The following is a 15,385-nucleotide window of genomic DNA, read 5'->3' as shown; positions in this document are numbered from 1 at the left end:
GCTCAATGTCTATCGACCCGATCGAAAATTTGATCGGGTCGCAAAGGCAAAACCACAACGCTATCCAGAGCGACGTCTCAGGCGAACACTAACTTAACGGCATTAGGGTCTGACCCCGGCTTTGTGCTGTGGGCTGAAGATTATTTCTTGCCCGCGCCAGCCTTTTCCAGCGCCACCTGATAATCGGTCTTTTCATAGCCGGCAAAATACTTGTTGGTCACGTCCAGGAAGGCGCGCGAGCGGTAGGCTGCTTCCAGGTCTTTCACCCAAGGTTTACCTTTGTCGGCAGTGCGGATGGCCACCAGGTTGATGTAGGCGTCCGAGATTTTCTCGGCCACCAGGGCACTGGTCAGCTTGATGCCGGCCGCCTGGGCGAAGTTGCCGTTGATAAAGGCGAAGTCGGTGTCGGCCAGGGCGCGCGGCAGTTGCGCCGCTTCCAGTGGCACCAGTTTCAGTTTCTTCGGATTGGCGGCCACGTCACGCTCGGATGCTCGCAGCGGATCGACGTTCGGTTTCAGCTTGATCCAGCCCATCTTGTCGAGTACCACCAATGCGCGCGCCTGGTTAGTCGGGTCGTTCGGCATGGCGATGGTGGCGCCATCCTTGATTTCCGTCAGAGCCTTGTGCTTGCTGCTGTACATGGCAATCGGAATTGTCGGCACCGTGATCAGGGGCGTGATGGCCAGCTTGTTATCGGTGGCGAACTTGTTCAGGTAGACGATGTGCTGGAACACATTTGCGTCCAGCGAGCCTTCGGCCAGCGCGAAGTTCGGCTGCACGTAGTCATTGAATTCGACGATCTTGACCTTGTAGCCCTGTTTTTCCAGGATGGGCTTGATGCCGACTTTGAGCTGGTCGCCATACGGGCCGGCGCTGGTGCCGATAACGATTTCCTTCGGGTCTTTGGCGTGGGCCGAGAAGGCCAGGGACAGGCCGACGGCGGCGGCTAGCAGGTTGCGGCGAATTGTATTCATGAGTGTCCTTTGATTCAATATGGATTAACGTTTGTCGAGTCGCTTGGCGATGCGGGTGCCGGCGAACTGGATGATTTGCACCAGCACGATCAGGATGGCGACGGTGACGACCATGATGTCGGTCTCGAAGCGGTAGTAGCCGTAGCGGATCGCCAGGTCGCCGATGCCGCCGCCGCCCACTACGCCGGCCACGGCCGAATACGACAGGAAGCTGATCGACAGCACCGTCAGGGCCAGCACCAGGCCGGAGCGCGCTTCGACCAGCAGCACGCGCACGATGATCTGCATTTCCGAGGCGCCCATGGCGTGCGCCGCTTCGATCACGCCGCGCGGCACTTCGCGCAGGCTCTGCTCCACCAGGCGCGCCAGATACGGAATCGCGGCGAACGACAGCGGCACGGCGGCCGCCAGCGGGCCGATCGAGGTGCCGGCGATGATGCGGGTAAAGGGCGTCAGGGCGACCAGCAAAATAATGAACGGGAACGAGCGTACGGTATTGACCAGCCAGCCCAGTATCATCGACAGCGGACGGTTTTCCAGCGACTGGTTTTCCGACACCAGGAACAGCAGCACGCCCAGCGGGCCGCCGATCAGGATCGCGGCGGTCAGGCCGATGCCCAGCATGGTCATGGTCTGTCCCATTGCGACCCAAATTTCCGGCAGCAGGGCAACGACGTTATTGATCGATTCTTCAAACATGGCTTGCATCCTTCCAGGCGGTCGCTTCAAACGCTTCGGTGCCGTAATAAGCCAGTTCGCGGCCCAGCGCCGTCTTGCGCGGGGTGGCGGTGTCGGCCAGGTCGAACTGCTCGGCAATCGCGCCGTTTTCCACCACCGCCACGCGGTTGCAGATGGCGCCCAGCACCGACAGCTCATGGCTCACAAACACGATGGTCACGCCCAGGCGCTGATTGATATCGCGCAGGGTGCCCAGCAGCGCACGCGTGGTTTCGGCGTCCAGCGCAGAGGTCGGTTCATCGCACAGCAGCACGTCCGGGTGGCTGGCCAGTGCGCGCGCAATCGCCACGCGCTGTTTCTGGCCGCCCGACAGTTGCGCCGGATAGCTGTGCTGCTTGTCGGACAGGCCGACCAGCGCCAGGCATTCCCCGACACGGGCGGCGATCTGCTCGCCCTTGGTGCTGCCGTGGATTTTCAGCGGGAAGGCGACATTGTCGAACACGGTGGCGTTTTGCAGCAGGTTGAACTGCTGGAAGATCATGCCGATATTCTGGCGCGCATCGCGCAGCGCGCTTTTCGACAGGCTGGTCAGTTCACGGCCGGCCACGGTGATGGTGCCGCTGTCCGGGCGTTCGAGCAGGTTGATCAGGCGCAGCAGGGTCGACTTGCCGGCGCCGCTCTTGCCGATCAGGCCGAAGATATCGCCAGGGTAGACATCGAGCGTGACGTTTTTGACCGCGTGAAATTGCTCGCCTTTTGGCAGCGCGAAGGTCTTGTTCGCGCCTTCGATGCGGATCACCGGCGGGCGGGATGGTGTGGTCATGCTGTTCCTTTTTATTATTGGCGCCTCACGGCGCTGGCAGTGCACGTGCATGGGCGAATGGCCGCCATGCGACGTCGGTTGCGTAGTATACCCGATCACGTTATTACGCCAACGACAGATTCTTGCTTTGGATATGCAAATAATGTCTATGCAGCCGTCTTTTTCGTTGAAAAGGCGATGCGTGGGAAATTTGCCGAATAAAATTCAGTTCGGGATGCCAGGCCTGCTGCGGGGCGAGCGATTATTAGCCGGCAACTGCGCTGCTTTTATGCGCCTGGTGCACCGGCTGGCGGCGCGAATTACCGGTCAAGACTGGCCAGCAGGGGGTGTCGGGGCAGATTCTGCTACTGCCGGCAGGGGGGCTGGCGCCGGGCCTTCCGGGCGGCGCAGCAGGTAAATCAGTACGCACAACTCCACCGCGCCGACCATGGCGATGACCCACCAGGGCGGGTCGCCCAGGCACATGGCGACAAAACCGATCGCCATGCCGATGCAGGCCATGGCTTTGCCGCGGCGCGAGACGGCGCGGTGCTGGCGCCACTGGCGCAAAGGGTGGCCAAAGCGCGGATGGTGCAGCAGCCAGTGTTCCAGGCGCGGCGAGGCGCGGCTGAAACAGGCCAGCGCCAGGATCAGGAAAATCGTGGTGGGCATTACGGGCAGCATGGCACCGATGACGCCCAGCGCCACCATCAGCATGCCGGCCGCTGTCCAGACCCAGCGGCGCAGGCGCGCGCCATGCGCTTCGCGCACGATCGCCGGCACTGCCTTGGCCGGAACCGTGTCGCTCATAGCCCCAGCGCCTCGACATGGCCGTGCATGCGCATAAAGGCGGCGCGCGCGCCTTCGATCAGGCGTGCCTCGCCTTCCATGTCCAGCGGCGCCGAGTCGAGCACCGCCGTGAAATCGCGCCAGTGACGCGCGCGGCCATCCGGGTGGCCGGCCAGGTGGCGCGCACCGTAGTGTTCATCGAGGCCGATCTTGTTGGCCAGTTTATACAGCACGGCGGCGCCCAGTTTCGAGCCTTCGCTGACATACAGCCAGCCCAGGGCGGTCGCCAGGTCCAGGGGGGCGTCGAACGGCGGCGTCGGCGAGCCGGCCGGCAGGCCGGTAGCCAGGTCGCGCAGGTCGGCGGCGATGCTGGCGTAGCGGCGGCGCTGTTCCAGATCGGGCAGCAGGGCGGCCAGGCCGGCATGGTCGTACAGGGCGTCGACATCGCGCAGGAAGGCATATTGCGCCTGCAGGAAGCGTGCATAATTTTGCTGGTTGTCGAACGGTGCGCTGGCCATAATGCGTTTGTCTAGCACATCGTGGGTGGCCGAGGTGGCGGCCTTCAGGCGCGCGCTGCGCGGCAGGGACGGGTTCGGGGTAGCGCTCAGGGCGGTGGCATCAGGAATGGCTGCGGTCATGTGGTCGGGTCGCTTTACGTCTGTCTATTATGGATGATACCGCCCGGCGCTGCAGTGCGGACGGGCGGGGCAGCCATAGCCGCGCTGGTGGCGCGGCAAAAGGCAGGGATAATAGCAAGCACCGATAATAAGAACAAGAATCATTCTCATTTAAAATGATGGAGTTTTTCGGCAGTGCGGTGAATAATCGAGAACAGAAGGCGATGGTTTGCGGTATTTGCTTTTATTATCGATTTTTTCGATGCTAACTAGGTAAATTTTCCGTTTTACATCAATCTTCATGCCATGCATAATCGTTGCAACACAAGCCACTCCAGCGAGCCCGTGCAGAATGCTGCGGGCGAGCTGGCTGCGGTTTCCCTTGATTCACACTTTCAGGAACTGAATATGAAAAAACTGCTCGCCTTTATCGCCGCCGCCGGCTTCTCGCTGTCCGCCTTTGCCGCTCCGGAAGTCTACGTCATCGACGGCAGCCATACCTTCCCCAGCTTCAGCTACACCCACATGGGTTTTTCCCAGCAGCAGAGCCGTTTCAATAACACCACCGGCAAGATCACGCTGGACCGCGCTGCCAAGACCGGTTCGGTCGAAGTGCTGATCGACACCAAATCGGTCGACACCGGTTCGACCCTGTTCAACACGCATATCCAGGGCGAAGACTTCCTCGACACCGCCAAGTTCCCGGTCGCCACCTACAAGTCGACCAAGTTCAATTTCAACGGCGACAAGCTCGCTAGCGTCGAAGGCAACCTGACCCTGAAAGGCGTGACCAAGCCAGTCACCCTGACCGTCACTTCGTTCAACTGCGCACCGCACCCGATGCTGAAAAAAGACGCTTGCGGCGCCAACGCCACGGCCCAGATCAAGCGCTCGGAATTCAACGCCGGCAAATATGCACCAGCCGTCAGCGATGAAACCACCCTGACGTTCTCCATCGAAGCCGTCAAACAGTAATTGTTTTACATGAAAAAATGGCGGCGGGCTGATGGCCGCCGCCATTTTTTTCGTCTGTCGATCCGTTCATCAAGACAGGTGATGCACCTGCTGCTGCCCATACACGGGCGTTTCCAGCCCCTCCATGCGCGCCTTTAACTGCAGCGACAGATACTGCGAATAATGGCGCGACTGGTGCAGATTGCCGCCATGGAACCACAGCGCCTGCTGCTGCGTCGGTTTCCACATATTGCGCTGTTCGCCTTCCCACGGACCGGGGTCCTTGGTGGTGTTTGATCCGAGGCCCCACACTTTTCCGACCTTGTTGGCTACTTCCTGCGAGATCAGGTCGGCCGCCCAGCCGTTCATGGAACCGTAGCCGGTAGCGTACACCACCAGATCGGCCGGCAGTTCGGTGCCGTCCGTCAGCAGCACCGAATGTGTTTTCAGTTCCTTCACGCCGACGCCGCTTTTCAGCTTGATCTTGCCTTCGGCCACCAGCTCGGAGGCACCCACGTCGATGTAATAGCCGGAGCCGCGCCGCAGGTATTTCATGAACAGGCCCGAGTCGTCGTCGCCGAAGTCCAGCATGAAGCCTTTTTCTTCCAGTCGCGCATAAAAGTCGGCATCGCGTTCGCGGATCGCCCTGAACACGGGCTTTTGAAAATCGGCCAGTATCTTGTACGGGATTGAAGCGAAGGTCAGGTCGGCCTTGGCCGTCGTCATGCCGGCTGCCAGCGCCCGTTCGGAATACAGGTCGCCCAGCGCCAGGTCCATCAGCGAATCGGATTTGACGATATGCGTGGAAGAGCGCTGCACCATGGTCACGTCCACCCCCGCTTCCCATAGTGCGGCGCAGATATCGTGCGCCGAATTGTTCGCGCCGATCACCACCACCTTCTTGCCCGCATAGGCGTCCGGTCCCGGATGTTGCGACGAGTGCTGCTGTTCGCCCTGGAAGATATCCATGCCCTTGAAGTTGGGCATATTGGCCTTGCCCGACATGCCGGTAGCCAGCACCAGCTGCTTCGGCGTCAAGGTTACCGGCTGGCCGTCGCGTACCACCTTGACCGTCCACTCGCCGCTTGCCTCGTCAAAACTGGCCGACTCGCAGCTGGTCGAACCCCAGTAGTTCAGTTCCATCACCCTGGTGTACATTTCCAGCCAGTCGCCGACCTTGTCTTTCGGCGTGAACACGGGCCAGTTGTCGGGGAACGGGATATACGGCATATGGTCGTACCAGACCGGGTCGTGCAGGCACAGCGACTTGTAGCGCTTGCGCCAGCTGTCGCCAGGGCGTGCATTCTTTTCGATGATGATGGTCGGTACGTTCAACTGGCGCAGCCGCGCGCCGAGCGCGATGCCGCCCTGGCCACCGCCGATGATCACGCAATATGGCTGGCGCGCATAGCCGAGTTCGGCCGCTTCGCGCTCGCGTTGTTCCAGCCAGCTGCTGCGGTTGGTGTGCGCGCCGTGCTCGGCGCCCATGGGCCGGCGGCTGCCCTTGGCCTCTTCATGGCCTTTGAGTTCGCTCATGGTGGTGAGCAAGGTCCAGATCTTGCCGTCGCGGATGCGGATAAAGCCCACCCCGCGCGCCACGCTTGTTTCCACCGTGATCCAGCATTGCGTGACGCCTGCGGCCTCGCTGGCCTGTTCGCCCTCGGCGATGCGGATGGTGACGGGCTGCACGGCCGATAGCTGAGACGCCAGCATGGCGGCGATCTGCGCCCGGCCTTCCAGGGTTTTCAGGTTCCAGGTAAACAGCACCAGGTCGCGCCAGTAGCCGTCGTCTTCGAACAGCTGCGCTGCGCCGTCAACGTCATGCTCGCGCAGGGCGCCTTCAAGCTGCTCCAGCAAGGCTGCCACCGTGTGTTGATGTGGATTGGTAGTCATCGTATCTCCTCATGTCGTGATGATGGAATGCGGCTTTGCAGCTTCCACTGCACCGCTGGCGATGTTGTATCACGCACGATCCGAGGCCACATTGCGCATTGCAGCGCGACCGGCCATGAGACAAAAATCTCACGCTATTGCTTGTGTGGCGGCACGATACGGAAGTGTTTCAGGCGCCGGTACAGGGTGGCGCGCGACACGCCAAGCATCATTGCCGCGACCAGCGGACGCCATTTCGATTCCGTCATTGCCTGCACGATGCGGGTGCGCTCGGCCAGTTCCTCGTGCGTGTAGCCGGCAGCCGGTGCTGGCTGGGCGCTCTTGAGGCGGCTGCGCAAGGCGGCCGGTTTGAGCGGCGCGCGTACCCGCGCATGCAGCCAGCCGCCGGCACCCGCCAGGCGCAGGGACAACAGCGCTTGCCCTGCGCGCAAATCGAACAGCCGTTCGGCGCGTACTTCCAGCACTTCGTGCACTGGCCGGGGCAGGGCGCCGAGCCCCGCGATAAGCTGCCGTGCGCAGCGGTTGGCTGCCACCACGTCGCCGTGTTCATCGATGGCCAGCAGCATTTCCGGCTGCACTTCGACAAAATGGCGGTTGCGGTGCGCCAGCACGATGCAGCAGTGGCTGTGTGACTTCAGGAAAAAACCGTCTTCTATCACGGTTGCGCTTTGCCGCACCAGCTGCTTGACCAGGCGCTGGCTGTCGCGCGCGTCCGGCGAGGCCAGGGCGGACGCATCGAGCACCCCGATCAACTCGCCGTGCGGCGAAAAAATCGGCGCCGCGCTGCAGGTCAGGCTGGTAAACGCGGCGCGGAAATGGTCGGTCTTGTGCACCGTGATCGCCTCGCGGTCCAGTAGTACCGAGGCGATGCCGCAAGTGCCTTCCTCGTGTTCGGACCAGCACGAGCCCGGATACAGGCCGGCTTTCTTGAAATGCTTGCGTTGTTCCTGGTCCACCACGTAATCGATGGTCACGCCATGTGCATTGGCCAGTATCACGCAGTAGCCCGCTTCGCGCACCATGGCGTGCAGGCGCGGCAGGCACTGGCCGGTCGAGCGCAAAAAGCCTTCTTCTGCCTGCTGGATCGCGCGCAGCTCGCCGCTGGTGAGAATGCGTGGGCCGGTGGTGGAGGCCGGGTCGAGCCGGTAGTCGTCGAGCGAGCGGCGCCAGGACGAAGCCAGGCGCGCCACGTCGTCGCCGGGGTTGACGATGCGCCCGGCAATCAGGTCGCGTACCCGTTCGAGATGGCTGGTCTGACGCACATAGGGCATGGCGGTCTCTTTTTGCGTTTTTTTGTATGCCGGTTGTAGCACGAAGTGGCGCCTGGCACATCCTGCGGCGCAGCATGGGATTTCAAATTGCCGGCCAAAAGTGCGCTGCTTCTGAGCATTAGTGCAATACTATATTCTTCTCGTTACCAACTATTAATCAAGAAGCAAGCTTCAGAAAGACAAGAACACCATGAATGCCGACGACCACGCCGCACCGCCACAGCCAAGGCTGAGTTTGGGAAAACGCCTGCTCTGGCCCTTCGTGCAAGTGGGCCATGCCTTCAAGCTGACGGGTACGCATTTGCTGCACCATATTATTGGCGCGACCCTGATCGCCTCGGTGATGCTGATGCTGGAAGGATTCCATGTGCTCGAGTGGCTGGACGCGGCCATGCTGCGCGCCAGTGCCGAGCACGGACAGATCGTGCGCGAACGCACCGACCAGGGCGCGCAGTACCGGCCCGGCATCATCGAGATCGACCAGCCCGCGTTTGAAAAGGTGTTTGACGAGCGCGAACCTTTGGCGCGCTCGCGCCTGGAACAACTGATCGCCAGCGCAGCCGCGCGCGGCAGCAAGGTGCTGGCGATCGACCTGGACCTGGCGCCGGCCGTGTATGAACAGCATGACGATGGCGAACGTCCGCTCGACAGCCTGCTCGACAAGCTGGCCAAGGGCGGCCAGCAAGTGGTGCTGATCCTGCCCGAACAGTCGGACCAGAATGCCAACCTGCCCTGGATACGCGAACGTTGCGCCGCCGGCGTGCATTTCGCCAGCGCCCGCATCCGCGAGCGCATGGGCGCCGTCACGCGCATCGAAGTGAAAAGCCCGGTGCTGGCGGCGGTCGCTTTCGAGCTGGCGCATGGCGCCGATGAGCAGGAACAAAAGCAGCCTCTTCCGGCCGTGCTGTCCGAGCAAAAGGAAGTGGTGGCCCTGGCCGACCGCGTGTGCCAGCTGGCCGTGCGTACCAACAGCGAAAAGGAACTTGCCCGCTGGGCGTTCGAGCCGGTGATCCATGGCGACGCCAGGGATGCCAGCGAACAGAACGCCGTCACCGCGCCATTCCATCCGACCGCCGTGGCAAAGGAGTTCCTCGACCCGACACGCACGCGTGTAAAGCTGATCGATGGCAAGGCGAGCGTGGTGCAAGACGCCGTGCGCAAGAACGTGGTGTATATCGGCAGCACCTATGACGTGCGCGACCGCTACACCACGGCCGAAGGCGAACAGGCCAGCTTGCACCTGCATGCGGCGTCGCACACCTCGCTGGGCATCGGCACGGCCGACGTCAACAAGTATGCGGTGTTTGCGGCCGACATCATTATCGGCATTCTGCTCGGTTGCCTGTTCGGCGGCCTGTGGACCTTGTATGGCCGCGCCGAACTGGCGATCGACAAGCGCATGGAAGACCATGATATCGGCAAGCTGCACCAGATGGGCACCCTGGCCGAGTTCTACGGCATCCGCCTGATCCTGGCCGTGGTGTGGGCTTCGCCCGTAATGATCGGCGTGCTGGCCGTCTATCTGTCACACGGCTTGCTGGAGCAGGGCTGGTGGGTCAACCCCGGTCCTTTGATCGCCGGCATGTTCCTGCACGCCATGTCGCTGCGCGACGAAGCGCATCACCCGCACGAAGAGGTGCCTGGCCTGAATGTGTGGGCCCAGCTGCGCCGCACGCATCCGGGCATTGTGCTGGTGCAGGCGCCGCTGGCGGTGGTGCTGTTTGTGATTGCCGTGATCTGAAGCAAAACGGGGCGCCTGCCGTTTTTCGCATAGTATCCGGGCCGGCGTGACCGGAGCGATGCGGCGTGGCGGCAGGATATAAATTGCGCTACACTGGTTGCATCATCAAATTTGATCAAGGGAGGCCTCAATGAGCGCCAGACCAGATATCAAGCCTGCCTCTGCGGTGACCGTTATCCGGCCATCAGGTACGCCGGAAGACCAGAAGCGATTGCGCGCTGAAGCGTTGCTAGCGGCCGAGGTCATGTGGAAAAACCGCAACGATATTCCGCTGGACGGCGTCGCATATCAGGAGCTGATCAGGAGCGAATAGCTTGATTCTCTTCGATACGAATATCTTTATCGACATGCTGGGTGGCTGCCATCAGGCTTCCATCGAGCTTAATTCGTACGACGAACCTGCCATCAGTGCGATTACCTACATGGAGCTGCGGGCCATTACAATAATGTTGTCGAGCGCTCAAGCCAGCAATTTCAAGCCCGGCGGCAGCGCTTCGCCCAGCATGCGCCGGGTACTTGCTTCGTCAAGCTGCACCACTTCGCGCACCATTGCCACCCAGCTCTCGGGCGCACCGATGCCTTTCAGGCGGGCGATGATCGTCGCCCGCTGGTGGTCGCCGATATCGCGCAAGCGGTCGCCTGTCATGCGGGCGATATGGGCGCTGGCAAAGGCGGCCGCTTCGGTTTTCTTCCAGTCCAGCACCAGTAGCATGTCCAGCCATTCGGCAGCGGTGCGGGCTTCCACCACTTCATGCGCGCTGCCGTGGAAGGGCTGGCGTGCGCCGACGCGGGCCAAAGCCCACAGGCTGTGGGCGTCGCCGGCATCGGTGCGCCCCCTGGTTTTTTCCAGGCGCTTGAGCAGCCAGGCGCCCACTTCGGCCTTGTAGCTGCCGGGTATGCGTTCCAGCGACGCGCCCAGGCGCAGCATGTCATCAGTGCTGCCGTTGACCAGGGTGACGGGGCGGCTGCTGCGCTGGGCCACATCGGCCTGCAGGTTAAAGGCGAAATCGTCCAGCAGTCGCAGTTGCGCGGTAGCGTCCAGGCCACCGGTGACGCGGCGCCACAGGGTCCACCATTCAGCGCAGACCTGGCTGTCCTTGTGGTGCTGCACGCCGGCCTCGAACATGGCCCACAGCTGGTCGATGCGCCAGGGATCGAGCGCGTCGCCGTAGCCGGGGCGCAAACACCAGCCGGCCAGGTTCAGCCACACCCGTTCATGTTCGGCGGACCGGCGTCGTCCCCGGTTGCGCTGCAGCAGGGCGTCGAACAGCTGGCGCAGCAAGGCGGTATCCCAGCCTTCGCGCCCGCCCAGGCCTTGTTCCAGATGCTGGCGCAGCTGGCGCACTTCCTTGGGCGTGACTTTTTGCGCCTTGCCGCCGAAGATGCGCTCGATCTTGTCTACCGCTTCCTTGATGCGCGGCGCAACAGTGGAGGCCTCGCTGTCCGGCTCTTCCTCGCCGCGCAGCTGGAATTCCAGCAGCCAGCGCAAACCGGCCTGTTCCTCGGCCACGCAATGCACTTCCAGGGTACCGACTTCCGTCATCACGGTGGCCAGCTGCACGGTGATCTCACGCTTGTCGTTCGGATGGTCGGGGTCGTGCAGCACGCTGGCCAGCGGTGGCAGGCGCACGAAGTCGCCTTCTTTCAGGTCGACGATATCGCCCAGCTGCTGCGGCATCCCCGTGTCACCGGTCGATGAGGCCAGGTGAAAGCGCACCGGCCGGCCCAGGCGCAGCGCAAAGCGGCGCTCAAGCAGGCGGACCTCTTCGCCGCTGGCTGCACCGCGCGGCAGGATGCAGACGGCACGCTGGTCCTTGCCCTCGCCAAGTACCAGGAAATAGCTGCGCGCCGAGCCGCCGGCAATGCGCGGCGCCTGGCCGCGACGCGCCAGCCCATGGGCGACGGCGCCACGCGCGACGGCGACGTCGGGGTTGTCGTTGTGCAGCACGGTAGCCGGTGCACCGCGCCACGCGCTCAAGGTGTCCGTCAGGCGCCGCGCCAGCGCGTCGGCGCGGAACACGCCGCCGTTCAGCAGCAGGGTATCGGGCAGTTCACCGGGATGCTGCTGCAAAAAGCTGGCCAGATGGCGCGTGATGGCCGCGTCTTGCGCATACGGCAGGCCGAATTCAACGATGCCGGCGCGGCCCTTCCTGGCCTTGTCGGACGCTTCGACCAGCGGGAAAAAACCGTCGACCACCATGCTGGCCACTTCCTCGCGCGTGAGCTCGACCGAGCGCGTGCCGCCTATCAGGCGCGAGCCGGCCCCCAGCAGCGTGACTGTGGTCTTGTCGGGCGCGTCCTGTGATAGCAGCACTTCCTTGGCGGCGCGGCAGCGTTCCATCAGCTGCGACAGGCGCGCGGCCGACAGCTTGATGCCGCCCTCGCTGCCTGCCGCCAGCCGTGTCTCCACCAGGTGCGCCAGCGCCAGATCCATATTGTCGCCGCCCAGTATCAGATGGTTGCCCACGCCGCTGCGTGTGAATTGCGGCGCGCCGTTTTCATCGCGCTCGACGTCGATCAGACTGAAGTCGGTGGTGCCGCCGCCTACATCCACCACCAGGATGCGGTGCGTGTGCGCCAGTTGCGTGTGCAGGTCGTCGCGATGCCGGTGCAAAAAGTCATAAAAGGCGGCCTGCGGTTCCTCCACCAGTCTGAGCGTAGGCAGGCCGGCCAGTTTCGCCGCTTCCAGGGTCAAGGCGCGGGCGCCTTCGTCGAACGAGGCGGGAATCGTCAGCACCAGTTCCTGGCGTTCGAGCGGCGCTTCGGGAAAGCGCGCATTCCAGGCGGCGCGCACATACGCAAGATAGCTGGCGCTGGCCGTGACCGGTGAAACCCGGGCCACATCGTCTGCGGCGCCCCAGGGCAGGATAGGTGCGTGGCGGTCGACATGCGCATGCGACAGCCAGCTCTTGGCGCTGGCCACCAGCCGGCCCGGCACCTGCCCGCCCAGCACGCGCGCCAGGGTGCCGGTGACGGCGTTGTCCACGCCCGCAACATCGGCTGTGGACCAGGGCAGGCGCAGTTCGTCCTGCGCCAGCTCGCCATCGGTCGGGTGGTAGCGCAGCGAGGGCAGCAGCGCGCGTGGCCCTACTTCGCCCGGCGCCAGCAGCTGTTCGATGTGGAACAATTTGATGCCGGCTGCCGTATCGCTGGCGTCAGCATAGGCGACCACAGTATTGGTGGTGCCCAGGTCGATGCCGACCAGACAAGAAGCCGGAGCCTTGGCCTTGGCCATTTACTGTACTGCGCCGCGTACGTCGAACTCCACCTTCCAGCGCTCGGCGCCATCCAGCGAGACGGCCAGCAGTTCGAGCGTGCCCGCTTCGGTCACGCGCGCATGCAGTTTCACCTGCACCACATCGCCGGCCTGGCGGTTTTCCGCCGACAGGGTGGCCTGGATCTCGCTCAGTTCCTGCAGTTCGTCGGGCGCCCAGAAGTCGAGCAGGTCGCCGATCTGGTCATTGCGGCGGGTCGACGAAGCAAAGAAGCGGAAGTGCACGGGTTCGCCGACCACCAGGCCGAATTGCTGGCCCGGCAGTTCCAGCTCGCTGCCTTCCTCCATGCCGAATGGCGCCACGCACAGGGCCTGGGTGGGCGGTTCCATGCCGGGGATGGCCGGCATGGCCGATTCGATCGCCACGTAAAAGGCGCTGGCCGTGCCGCCGCGTATGCGCACGCCATGGCCGCGCCGCACATAGCTGTAGTAGGCCGCGCCACGCGCCACCGCCAGGTCCAGGTCGGCGCCGGCCAGCATGCGCGCCGGTTCCGCGCCTTCCAGGTACAGCCAGTCGTTGACGGCGCCCATGATGCGCTGCACCAGCAAGTCGGACTTGAACACGCCGCCGTTGAACAGCACGGCGGTCGGGTGCAAAAAGCTGGCCTCGGCGGGCTGGCGACCTGAAAAACCTTCCAGTTCGGCGGTGGCCGCCACTTGCCGGCCCAGAAACGCGGCCAGGTGGCGCGTGATGGCCGCGTCCTGCGCATACGGCAGGCCCAGTTGCGTCAGGCCGGCGCGCGTGCGCACGGCAGGACGGCTTGACGCTTCTACCTGCGGGAAGAAACCGTCAAGGATAAAGGTCGATACTTCCTCGCGCGTCAGTTCGGTGCGGATCGAGCCGCCGATCAGTTTCGAGCCGCGGCTCGGTACCACAATCGGCGCGCTTTGCGTGCCGCTGTCGGCCAGCAGGCTTTCCTTGGCGCTGCGGCAGCCGTAAGTCAGCGCGCGCATTTGCCAGGCATCGAGCGTGGTGCCGCTGGCAGCCAGCTTGCGTGCTACCAGGTGCGCCAGTGCCAGATCCATATTGTCGCCACCGAGCAGGATATGTTCGCCGACGGCCACGCGGTGCGGTTCGAGCACGCCGTCGCGTTCGAGCACGGCGATCAGCGAAAAGTCGCTGGTGCCGCCGCCCACGTCGACCACCAGGATAATGTCGCCCGGTTTCACGTCCTTGCGCCAGCGGCCTTCGCTGGTCTGTATCCAGCTATATAAAGCCGCTTGAGGCTCTTCCAGCAAGGTCAGGTTGCCGTAGCCTGCGGCCTGCGCCGCTTCCATCGTCAGTTCGCGCGCCGATGGGTCGAACGAGGCGGGGATGGTGACGGTGATTTCCTGCTGCGCAAACGGCGCTTCAGGGTGGGCGTGGTCCCAGGCCTGGCGCAAATGCGTCAGGTAGCGCGTGGCTGCCGTGATCGGCGAGATGCGCGAAACTTCGGGTGGTGCGTCAGCCGGCAAGATGGCCGCGCGGCGGTCCACACCAGGGTGGCACAGCCAGCTTTTGGCACTCGATACCAGGCGGATCGGCGTGGTGGCGCCACGGCTGCGGGCCATTTCGCCGACCACGAACGGCGCCTCGACTTCTTGCGTCACCCAGGGCAGGGCCAGGTCGCCGGGCGCCACTTCGTCGCTGTGCGGCAGATACACAAACGACGGCAGCAGCGGCAGCTGTTCCAGCGTGCCCGGGGCTGACAGCTGCGGCACTTGCAGCACGCCGTGGACCGATGTTTCACCGTCGCTCAGGCCCAGGTTCACATACGACAGGGCGCTGTGGGTGGTACCCAGGTCGATGCCGATCGCAAATTGCGCAGTTTGCGCGCTCACAGCTCCACCTCGGCTGGCGCCAGGATGGCCGCGTCGTGCTTGTCGTTCAGTTTCGGCAGGCGCACGCTGGACGCACGCCAGCCGCGATGGCTCAGGGTTCCCTTGAACGGCGCCGAGCCGACCACATTGCCGGTCAGGCGCACGGCAGCTGGATCAAAACCTTCCTGCAGCACGATGCGGCTGCCTTCGTTTTCCGCGCGTACCGGTTCGATGCTGAAGTACTCGCGCATCACCTTGGCGCAGCCTTCGTGCACCACGCGGGCGGCCGCGCCGATATCGGCGTCTGCATGGCTGGCCAGGTTTTCCTGGGTAAAGTCGATCAGGCGTGCTTCACGTTGCAGCAGCGCCAGCAGTTGCAGGGCGGCGTCAGGCGTGGCTTCTTTCAGGATAACAGGGGCGGCGGCAGGTGCAGGCGCCGGCGCAGGCGTGACTGGCGCGACCGGTGCCGCCTCGGGCAGGTTCAGCTTTTCCACGCGGGCGGCATAAGCGCCATCGGACAGGGTGCTGAAAAAGGCGCCAAACGCCAGCGGGATGCGGCGCCAGAACGATGGATGATTTGGTGTGCTCATGA

General features: G+C 63.5%; 13 protein-coding genes. 3 read left to right on the top strand and 10 right to left on the bottom strand.

Annotation, left to right across the window (positions count from 1 at the left end):
• Nucleotides 1-140: 140 nt before the first annotated feature.
• The 5 genes from ACQ4WM_RS23270 to ACQ4WM_RS23250 all read right to left on the bottom strand — a co-directional run bounded on the left by ACQ4WM_RS23270 (nucleotide 141) and on the right by ACQ4WM_RS23250 (nucleotide 3,881).
• A complete protein-coding gene (locus ACQ4WM_RS23270; protein ID WP_436549027.1) occupies nucleotides 141-974 on the bottom strand; it encodes a MetQ/NlpA family ABC transporter substrate-binding protein in 834 nt (277 codons plus the stop codon).
• Between the two features lie 24 nt (nucleotides 975-998).
• Nucleotides 999-1,673 carry a methionine ABC transporter permease gene (locus ACQ4WM_RS23265; protein WP_436549026.1) on the bottom strand — a complete coding sequence of 225 codons (675 nt, stop codon included), beginning with the start codon at nucleotides 1,671-1,673 and terminating at the stop codon, nucleotides 999-1,001.
• Nucleotides 1,666-2,475, bottom strand: coding sequence for a methionine ABC transporter ATP-binding protein (locus ACQ4WM_RS23260; protein WP_436549025.1), 810 nt, complete (start codon nucleotides 2,473-2,475; stop codon nucleotides 1,666-1,668). Before ACQ4WM_RS23260 ends, ACQ4WM_RS23265 begins: the two co-directional genes overlap by 8 nt.
• A 306-nt stretch (nucleotides 2,476-2,781) precedes the next feature.
• Nucleotides 2,782-3,264: a YbaN family protein gene (locus tag ACQ4WM_RS23255; RefSeq protein ID WP_436549024.1), complete on the bottom strand. Its 483-nt coding sequence runs from the start codon at nucleotides 3,262-3,264 to the stop codon at nucleotides 2,782-2,784.
• Nucleotides 3,261-3,881 (bottom strand): biliverdin-producing heme oxygenase, encoded by a 621-nt coding sequence (locus ACQ4WM_RS23250; RefSeq protein ID WP_436549023.1) that lies wholly within the window; start codon nucleotides 3,879-3,881, stop codon nucleotides 3,261-3,263. Before ACQ4WM_RS23250 ends, ACQ4WM_RS23255 begins: the two co-directional genes overlap by 4 nt.
• Before the next feature lie 387 nt (nucleotides 3,882-4,268).
• Here ACQ4WM_RS23250 and ACQ4WM_RS23245 point away from each other — a divergent pair, with 387 nt between their 5' ends.
• Entirely contained in the window at nucleotides 4,269-4,835 is a 567-nt protein-coding gene (locus tag ACQ4WM_RS23245; RefSeq protein ID WP_436549022.1) for a YceI family protein, read from the top strand.
• Between the two features lie 69 nt (nucleotides 4,836-4,904).
• On the opposite strand, the gene ACQ4WM_RS23240 is transcribed toward ACQ4WM_RS23245, so the two are convergent.
• Nucleotides 4,905-6,707, bottom strand: a complete 1,803-nt coding sequence (locus tag ACQ4WM_RS23240) for an NAD(P)/FAD-dependent oxidoreductase (RefSeq protein ID WP_436549021.1) — start codon at nucleotides 6,705-6,707, stop codon at nucleotides 4,905-4,907.
• Between the two features lie 134 nt (nucleotides 6,708-6,841).
• On the bottom strand, nucleotides 6,842-7,978 hold the full coding sequence (locus tag ACQ4WM_RS23235) for a sigma-54-dependent Fis family transcriptional regulator (RefSeq protein ID WP_436549020.1): 1,137 nt from the start codon (nucleotides 7,976-7,978) through the stop codon (nucleotides 6,842-6,844).
• Nucleotides 7,979-8,168: 190 nt separating this feature from the next.
• On the opposite strand from ACQ4WM_RS23235, the gene ACQ4WM_RS23230 reads away from it, so the two are divergent.
• Together ACQ4WM_RS23230 and ACQ4WM_RS23225 are read left to right on the top strand one after the other, a co-directional pair.
• Nucleotides 8,169-9,719: a CHASE2 domain-containing protein gene (locus ACQ4WM_RS23230; RefSeq protein ID WP_436549019.1), complete on the top strand. Its 1,551-nt coding sequence runs from the start codon at nucleotides 8,169-8,171 to the stop codon at nucleotides 9,717-9,719.
• Nucleotides 9,720-9,849: 130 nt separating this feature from the next.
• A complete protein-coding gene (locus tag ACQ4WM_RS23225) occupies nucleotides 9,850-10,032 on the top strand; it encodes a hypothetical protein (protein ID WP_436549018.1) in 183 nt (60 codons plus the stop codon).
• 147 nt (nucleotides 10,033-10,179) lie between these two features.
• Here ACQ4WM_RS23225 and ACQ4WM_RS23220 read toward each other — a convergent pair whose 3' ends face one another.
• The 3 genes from ACQ4WM_RS23220 to ACQ4WM_RS23210 are packed head-to-tail and all read right to left on the bottom strand — an operon-like array spanning nucleotide 10,180 to nucleotide 15,383.
• Entirely contained in the window at nucleotides 10,180-12,954 is a 2,775-nt protein-coding gene (locus tag ACQ4WM_RS23220; RefSeq protein ID WP_436549017.1) for an Hsp70 family protein, read from the bottom strand.
• Nucleotides 12,955-14,814 (bottom strand): Hsp70 family protein, encoded by a 1,860-nt coding sequence (locus ACQ4WM_RS23215; RefSeq protein ID WP_436549016.1) that lies wholly within the window; start codon nucleotides 14,812-14,814, stop codon nucleotides 12,955-12,957.
• Nucleotides 14,811-15,383, bottom strand: a complete 573-nt coding sequence (locus ACQ4WM_RS23210; protein WP_436549015.1) for a DUF2760 domain-containing protein — start codon at nucleotides 15,381-15,383, stop codon at nucleotides 14,811-14,813. Before ACQ4WM_RS23210 ends, ACQ4WM_RS23215 begins: the two co-directional genes overlap by 4 nt.
• Nucleotides 15,384-15,385 lie beyond the last annotated feature (2 nt).

This window comes from Janthinobacterium longum (assembly GCF_051380735.1).
GTDB lineage: Bacteria > Pseudomonadota > Gammaproteobacteria > Burkholderiales > Burkholderiaceae_D > Janthinobacterium.
Note: the sequence above shows the minus strand (reverse complement) of the source record. Positions and strands in the feature narration are given on the sequence as shown.

Coding starts and splice junctions, on each gene's coding strand:
- ACQ4WM_RS23255 (WP_436549024.1), bottom strand. CDS start 3,264: ATGAGCGACACGGTTCCGGCCAAGGCAGTGCCGGCGATCGTGCGCGAA.
- ACQ4WM_RS23270 (WP_436549027.1), bottom strand. CDS start 974: ATGAATACAATTCGCCGCAACCTGCTAGCCGCCGCCGTCGGCCTGTCC.
- ACQ4WM_RS23240 (WP_436549021.1), bottom strand. CDS start 6,707: ATGACTACCAATCCACATCAACACACGGTGGCAGCCTTGCTGGAGCAG.
- ACQ4WM_RS23230 (WP_436549019.1), top strand. CDS start 8,169: ATGAATGCCGACGACCACGCCGCACCGCCACAGCCAAGGCTGAGTTTG.
- ACQ4WM_RS23225 (WP_436549018.1), top strand. CDS start 9,850: ATGAGCGCCAGACCAGATATCAAGCCTGCCTCTGCGGTGACCGTTATC.
- ACQ4WM_RS23250 (WP_436549023.1), bottom strand. CDS start 3,881: ATGACCGCAGCCATTCCTGATGCCACCGCCCTGAGCGCTACCCCGAAC.
- ACQ4WM_RS23260 (WP_436549025.1), bottom strand. CDS start 2,475: ATGACCACACCATCCCGCCCGCCGGTGATCCGCATCGAAGGCGCGAAC.
- ACQ4WM_RS23265 (WP_436549026.1), bottom strand. CDS start 1,673: ATGTTTGAAGAATCGATCAATAACGTCGTTGCCCTGCTGCCGGAAATT.
- ACQ4WM_RS23235 (WP_436549020.1), bottom strand. CDS start 7,978: ATGCCCTATGTGCGTCAGACCAGCCATCTCGAACGGGTACGCGACCTG.
- ACQ4WM_RS23245 (WP_436549022.1), top strand. CDS start 4,269: ATGAAAAAACTGCTCGCCTTTATCGCCGCCGCCGGCTTCTCGCTGTCC.
- ACQ4WM_RS23210 (WP_436549015.1), bottom strand. CDS start 15,383: ATGAGCACACCAAATCATCCATCGTTCTGGCGCCGCATCCCGCTGGCG.
- ACQ4WM_RS23220 (WP_436549017.1), bottom strand. CDS start 12,954: ATGGCCAAGGCCAAGGCTCCGGCTTCTTGTCTGGTCGGCATCGACCTG.